The 6337-nt window shown below is 66.1% G+C and carries 4 protein-coding genes; 3 read left to right on the plus strand and 1 reads right to left on the minus strand.

Annotated elements, in window-relative coordinates:
- The first annotated feature begins 149 nt into the window (after window positions 1-149).
- From acnA to AX702_RS07770, 3 genes are all read left to right on the plus strand, one after another.
- The gene (acnA, locus tag AX702_RS07760) at window positions 150-2837 is read left to right on the plus strand and encodes an aconitate hydratase AcnA (protein WP_066778263.1); all 2688 of its coding nucleotides are present in this window, start codon (window positions 150-152) and stop codon (window positions 2835-2837) included.
- 100 nt (window positions 2838-2937) lie between these two features.
- Entirely contained in the window at window positions 2938-4095 is a 1158-nt protein-coding gene (locus AX702_RS07765; protein ID WP_066778265.1) for an isovaleryl-CoA dehydrogenase, read from the plus strand.
- 163 nt (window positions 4096-4258) lie between these two features.
- A complete protein-coding gene (locus AX702_RS07770) occupies window positions 4259-5860 on the plus strand; it encodes a carboxyl transferase domain-containing protein (protein ID WP_066778267.1) in 1602 nt (533 codons plus the stop codon).
- 20 nt (window positions 5861-5880) lie between these two features.
- On the opposite strand, the gene AX702_RS07775 is transcribed toward AX702_RS07770, so the two are convergent.
- Window positions 5881-6312, minus strand: coding sequence for an endonuclease domain-containing protein (locus AX702_RS07775; RefSeq protein ID WP_066778269.1), 432 nt, complete (start codon window positions 6310-6312; stop codon window positions 5881-5883).
- Between the last annotated feature and the right edge of the window lie 25 nt (window positions 6313-6337).

A 6337-nucleotide genomic window follows, 5' to 3' on the forward strand; every position in this document is an offset into this window, starting at 1 on the left:
GTTTGACACCTTCCCCCGCCCCCCGACCGCTGCTATCGCCGCCGCCAACGCTTCACATCGCCCGTCCGGGCGCGCCCGCGCGAGGGTTTTGTCACCCCCGCTTCCCCGCCGCGCCCGAGCCGGGCCGCATCTATGGGGAAAGGACCCGCATGACCGCCATCGGCCACGATACGTTGAAGGCCCGCCGCACGCTGCAAGCCGGCGGCAAGTCCTATGACTATTATGCGCTTGAGGTTGCCGCCGAAAAGTACGGCGATATCTCGCGCCTGCCCTTCTCCATGAAGGTGCTGCTGGAAAATATGCTGCGTTTCGAGGACGGCAAGACCGTTACCGCGGCAGACGTGCAGGCGGTGATCGACTGGCAGAAGGAGCGCCGTTCGGACCGCGAGATCCAGTACCGCCCGGCGCGCGTGCTGATGCAGGACTTCACCGGCGTGCCGTGCGTGGTCGACCTCGCCGCGATGCGCGATGCGATCACCAAGCTTGGCGGCGACGCGGCCAAGATCAACCCGCAGGTGCCCGTCCACCTCGTCATCGATCACTCGGTGATGGTCGACGAATTCGGCACGCCCAAGGCGTTCGAAGACAACGTCGATCTCGAATATCAGCGCAATTCGGAGCGCTACGAGTTCCTGAAGTGGGGCAGCAAGGCGCTCGACAATTTCAAGGTCGTGCCGCCGGGCACCGGCATCTGCCACCAGGTGAACCTTGAATATGTCGCGCAGGCCGTCTGGACATCGACCGAGTCGGGCGAGAACGCTTCGGGCAGCAACGCCATCGCTTATCCCGACACCTGCGTCGGCACCGACAGCCACACCACGATGGTCAATGGCCTCGGCGTGCTCGGCTGGGGCGTCGGCGGGATCGAGGCTGAGGCCGCGATGCTCGGCCAGCCGGTGTCGATGCTGATCCCCGAAGTGGTCGGCTTCAAGCTGACCGGCGCGCTGCGCGAGGGCATCACGGCGACCGACCTCGTGCTCACCGTCACGCAGATGCTGCGCGCCAAGGGCGTGGTCGGACGCTTTGTCGAATTCTACGGCCCGGGCCTTGACCAGATGACGCTGGCCGATCGCGCAACGATCGCCAACATGGCGCCGGAATATGGCGCCACCTGCGGCTTCTTCCCGATCGACACCAAGACGATCGATTACATGACGCTGACCGCCCGCCCGGCCGAGACGATCGCGCTGGTCGAGGCTTATGCCAAGGCCAATGGCTTCTGGCGCGACGCCAATACGCCGGATCCGGTGTTCACCGACACGCTGGAGCTCGACATGAGCTCGGTCGTTCCGTCGCTCGCCGGCCCGAAGCGTCCGCAGGACAAGGTGGCGCTGGATAGCGTGGACGACGTGTTCAACGGCGATCTCGTCAAGGTATATGACAAGGCCGAGCCCAAGCGCGTCGACGTGGCCGAGCGTGGCCATGACATCGGTGACGGCGACGTCGTGATCGCCGCCATCACCAGCTGCACCAATACGTCCAATCCCTCCGTGCTGGTCGCCGCCGGCCTCGTCGCCCGCAAGGCACGCGCGCTTGGCCTGAAGCCCAAGCCCTGGGTCAAGACCTCGCTGTCGCCGGGTTCGCAGGTCGTCACCGACTATCTCGAGAAGGCCGGGCTGCAGGACGATTTCGATGCCATGGGGTTCAACCTCACCGGCTATGGCTGCATGACCTGCATTGGCAACTCGGGACCCCTTCCCGGCCCGATCAGCAGCGCGATCAACGACAATGACCTGGTCGTCGCCTCGGTCCTGTCCGGGAACCGCAACTTCGAAGGCCGCGTGTCACCGGATGCGCGCGCGAACTTCCTCGCCTCGCCGCCGCTGGTCGTCGCTTATGCGCTGAAGGGCAGCGTCACGACCGACATGAACCAGACGCCGATCGGCGAAGGAACGAACGGTCCGGTGTACCTCAAGGACATCTGGCCTTCGAACCAGGAAGTGTCGGACCTGATGACCGCGAACATCGATGCCGGCATGTTCCAGAGCCGCTACGGCAACGTCTATGCCGGTGATGCCAAGTGGCGCGCGATCGAGGTGACGGGTTCCGACACCTACAGCTGGCCGGCATCGTCCACCTACATCGCGAACCCGCCCTATTTCGAGGGCATGGAGATGACCCCGGCGCCGGTTACCGACATCATCGAGGCGAAGCCGCTGGCGATCCTCGGCGATTCGATCACCACCGACCACATCTCGCCGGCCGGCTCGATCAAGGCCGACAGCCCGGCGGGCACGTGGCTGATGGAGCGTCAGGTCGCCAAGGCGGACTTCAACAGCTACGGCTCGCGCCGCGGCAACGACAATGTCATGGTCCGCGGCACCTTCGCCAACATCCGCATCAAGAACGAGATGGTGCCGGGGATCGAAGGCGGCATGAGCCGCTATGGCGCGGAAGTGATGCCGATCTACGACGTTGCAATGCGCCACAAGGCGGATGGCACGCCGATGGTCGTCGTCGCCGGCAAGGAATATGGCACTGGCTCTTCGCGTGACTGGGCGGCCAAGGGCACCAACCTGCTCGGCGTGCGTGCGGTGATCGCGGAAAGCTTCGAGCGTATCCACCGCTCGAATCTCGTCGGCATGGGCGTTCTGCCGCTCCAGTTCGCCGAAGGCGTGACCCGCGAGACGCTGGGCCTGACCGGCGACGAGACCTTCACGATCCACAATGTCGCTGGCCTGCGCCCGCGCCAGACCGTGACCGTCACGCTCGCTCGCGCTGATGGCAGCACCGAGACGTTCGAGACGCTCTGCCGGATCGATACCGTCAACGAGCTGGAATATTTCCTGAACGGCGGCATCCTGCAGTACGTGCTGCGCAACCTGGCGGCTGCCTGAGCCGCCTCATCCCCTTTGCCGCGAGGCTTGAGCGGTAAGGGGGAATTGTTTCTTTCGTTACCTCTTGCCCCCGTTTATGTCGGGGGCAAGAGGAGTTTCGATGCAGGCCACACTCGATTTCGCGCTCGGTGATAACGCGGAAATGATCCGCGATACGACGCGCCGCTTCGCCGACGAAAAGATCGCTCCGCTCGCCGCGAAGATCGACGCCGACGACTGGTTCCCGCGCGACGAGCTCTGGCCCGCAATGGGCGAACTCGGCCTCCACGGCATCACCGTCGAGGAGGAACATGGCGGCCTCGGCCTCGGCTATCTCGAACATGTCATCGCCTGCGAGGAAGTGAGCCGCGCGTCGGCCTCGATCGGCCTCAGCTACGGCGCGCACTCCAACCTGTGCGTCAACCAGATCCGCCGTTGGGCCTCGCCCGAGCAGAAGGCCAAATACCTCCCCAAGCTGATCAGCGGCGAACATGTCGGCAGCCTCGCCATGTCGGAGGCGGGCGCGGGCAGCGACGTCGTCTCGATGAAGCTGAAGGCGGAAAAGACCGACGCGGGCTATGTCCTGAACGGCACCAAATTCTGGATTACCAACGCCGCTTATGCGGATACGCTGGTCGTCTATGCCAAGACCGGCGAGGGCAGCCGCGGCATCACCACCTTCCTGATCGAGAAGGACATGCCCGGCTTCTCGATCGGCCAGAAGATCGACAAGATGGGCATGCGCGGCTCCCCCACCGCGGAGCTGGTGTTCAGCGATTGCGAGGTGCCCGACGCGAACGTCATGGGGCCGCTCAACGGCGGCGTCGGCGTGCTGATGAGCGGGCTCGATTACGAGCGCACGGTGCTCGCCGGCATTCAGCTCGGCGTGATGCAGGCGTGCCTCGACGTGGTGCTGCCCTATCTGCGCGAGCGCAAGCAATTCGGCCAGCCGATCGGCGCCTTCCAGCTGATGCAGGCGAAGGTGGCGGACATGTACGTCGCGCTGAACAGCGCCCGCGCGTACGTCTACGCCGTGGCGCGCGCCTGCGATGCTGGCCAGACGACGCGCTTCGACGCGGCGGGCGCGATCCTGCTGGCGAGCGAGAACGCCTTCAAGGTTGCCGGCGAGGCGGTGCAGGCGCTGGGTGGCGCGGGCTACACCAAGGACTGGCCGGTGGAGCGCTTCCTGCGCGACGCGAAGCTGCTGGATATCGGCGCGGGCACGAACGAGATCCGCCGCATGCTGATCGGCCGCGAACTGATCGGAGCGGTGGCGTGAGCGCGGTCATCAAATCCTCCCCGAGCTCCGCTCGGGGAGGGGGACCGCTCACCGCAGGTGAGTGGTGGAGGGGCTTGTTCGCGGAACGGTTCCACCAAGCCAGCCCCTCCACCAGCCTCCGGCTGGTCCCCCTCCCCAAGCAAGCTTGGGGAGGATTTGCGCAGTGACCGGCCCCGTCCTCACCACCAATCTCTCCCCGGAGAGCGAAACCTTCCGCGCCAACACCGCCCACAACCGCGCGCTCGCTGAGAAACTCCGCATCGACGTTGCCCACGCCTCCCTCGGCGGCAACGCCAAGTCCCGCGAGCGCCACACCGCGCGCGGCAAGCTCCTCCCCCGCGATCGCGTGGAGCGCCTGCTCGACCCCGGCTCGCCGCTGCTCGAAATCGGCCAGCTCGCCGCGCACGACATCTACGGCGAGGACATCCCCGGCGCGGGCCTGATCACGGCGATCGGCCGCGTCTCCGGCCGCCAGTGCATGATCGTGTGCAACGACGCGACCGTGAAGGGCGGCACTTATTACCCCCTCACCGTCAAGAAGCACCTGCGCGCGCAGGAGATCGCCGAGGCCAACCGCCTCCCCTGCATCTACCTGGTCGACAGCGGCGGCGCGAACCTTCCCCATCAGGCAGAGGTCTTCCCCGATCGCGAGCATTTCGGCCGTATCTTCTTCAACCAGGCCAATATGTCGGCCAAGGGCATCCCGCAGATCGCCTGCGTGATGGGCAGTTGCACCGCGGGCGGCGCCTATGTCCCCGCCATGTCCGACGAGACGGTGATCGTCCGCGAACAGGGCACGATCTTCCTCGCCGGGCCACCCTTGGTGCAGGCCGCGACGGGGGAGGTGATCAGCGCCGAGGATCTGGGGGGCGGCGATCTCCACGCGCGCAAATCCGGCGTGGTCGACCACCTCGCCGAGAATGACGAGCATGCGCTGACGATCGTGCGCGACATCATCGCCTCGCTTCCCCCGGAACGCACCCCGGACGTCAACTTCCGCCCCACCCGCGCGCCGAAATTCGCCGCAGAGGACCTGTACGGCATTGTGCCGCAGGACGTGCGCGCGCCCTATGACGTGCACGAGGTGATCGCGCGGCTGGTGGACGGCAGCGTATTCCACGAGTTCAAGGCGCTCTACGGCAGCAGCCTCGTGTGCGGCTTCGCGCATATTCAAGGGCAACCGGTCGCGATCCTCGCCAACAACGGCGTGCTGTTCAGCGAGAGCGCGGTGAAGGGCGCCCACTTCATCGAACTGGCGTGCCAGCGCCGCGTGCCGCTGCTGTTCCTGCAGAACATCTCCGGCTTCATGGTCGGCGGGAAGTATGAGGCGGAGGGGATCGCCAAGCACGGCGCCAAACTCGTTACCGCCGTCGCGACGGCGAGCGTGCCCAAGATCACCGTGCTGATCGGCGGCAGCTTCGGCGCGGGCAATTACGGCATGTGCGGCCGCGCCTATTCGCCGCGCTTCCTGTTCACCTGGCCCAATTCACGAATTTCCGTGATGGGCGGCGAACAGGCCGCCAGCGTGCTCGCCACGGTCCACCGCGACGCGGCAACGTGGACACCCGAGGAGGCCGAAGCCTTCAAGACCCCGATTCGCCAGAAATATGAGGACGAGGGCAACCCCTATTATGCCACCGCCCGCCTGTGGGACGACGGCGTGATCGATCCCGCGCAGACCCGCGACGTGCTGGCACTGGCACTGGCAGCGTGCCTCAACGCCCCCATCCCCGAACGCCCGCAGTTCGGCGTGTTCCGGATGTGATGGCCGCGACGGATGCGCATTCATTCCTCCCCGAGCTTCGCTCGGGGAGGGGGACCGCCCCGCGTAGCGGGGTGGTGGAGGGGCAGACGCGCAACGCAAGCGTGAACCACCCCCGTCACGACAGCATCCAGATCCCCCAGCACATCGCGAGCGGATACGCGCAGCGTCACGATCCCATGCGCCTCAAACCAGCCGTCACGCCGCGCATCGGCCACAGGCTGCCTCCCGCGCCCATGCCCCTCGCCATCCACCTCGATCGCCAACCGCGCATCGCTGCAGAAGTAATCGAGAACGTAATCCCCGCTCGGATGCTGCCGCCGAAACTTCAACCCGCTGGGCCGTCCCCGCAACACCTGCCACAGCATCACCTCGGGCAAGGTCATCTCGCGTCGCAGTCGACGCGCCCGCCGCGTGACCCCGTGAAAAGCCGTCGGCGCATCGTCGCGAAGCATTGTGTCTGCCCCTCCACCACCCCGC

It is taken from the genome of Sphingomonas sp. CCH5-D11 (assembly GCF_001557395.1).
GTDB lineage: Bacteria > Pseudomonadota > Alphaproteobacteria > Sphingomonadales > Sphingomonadaceae > Sphingomonas.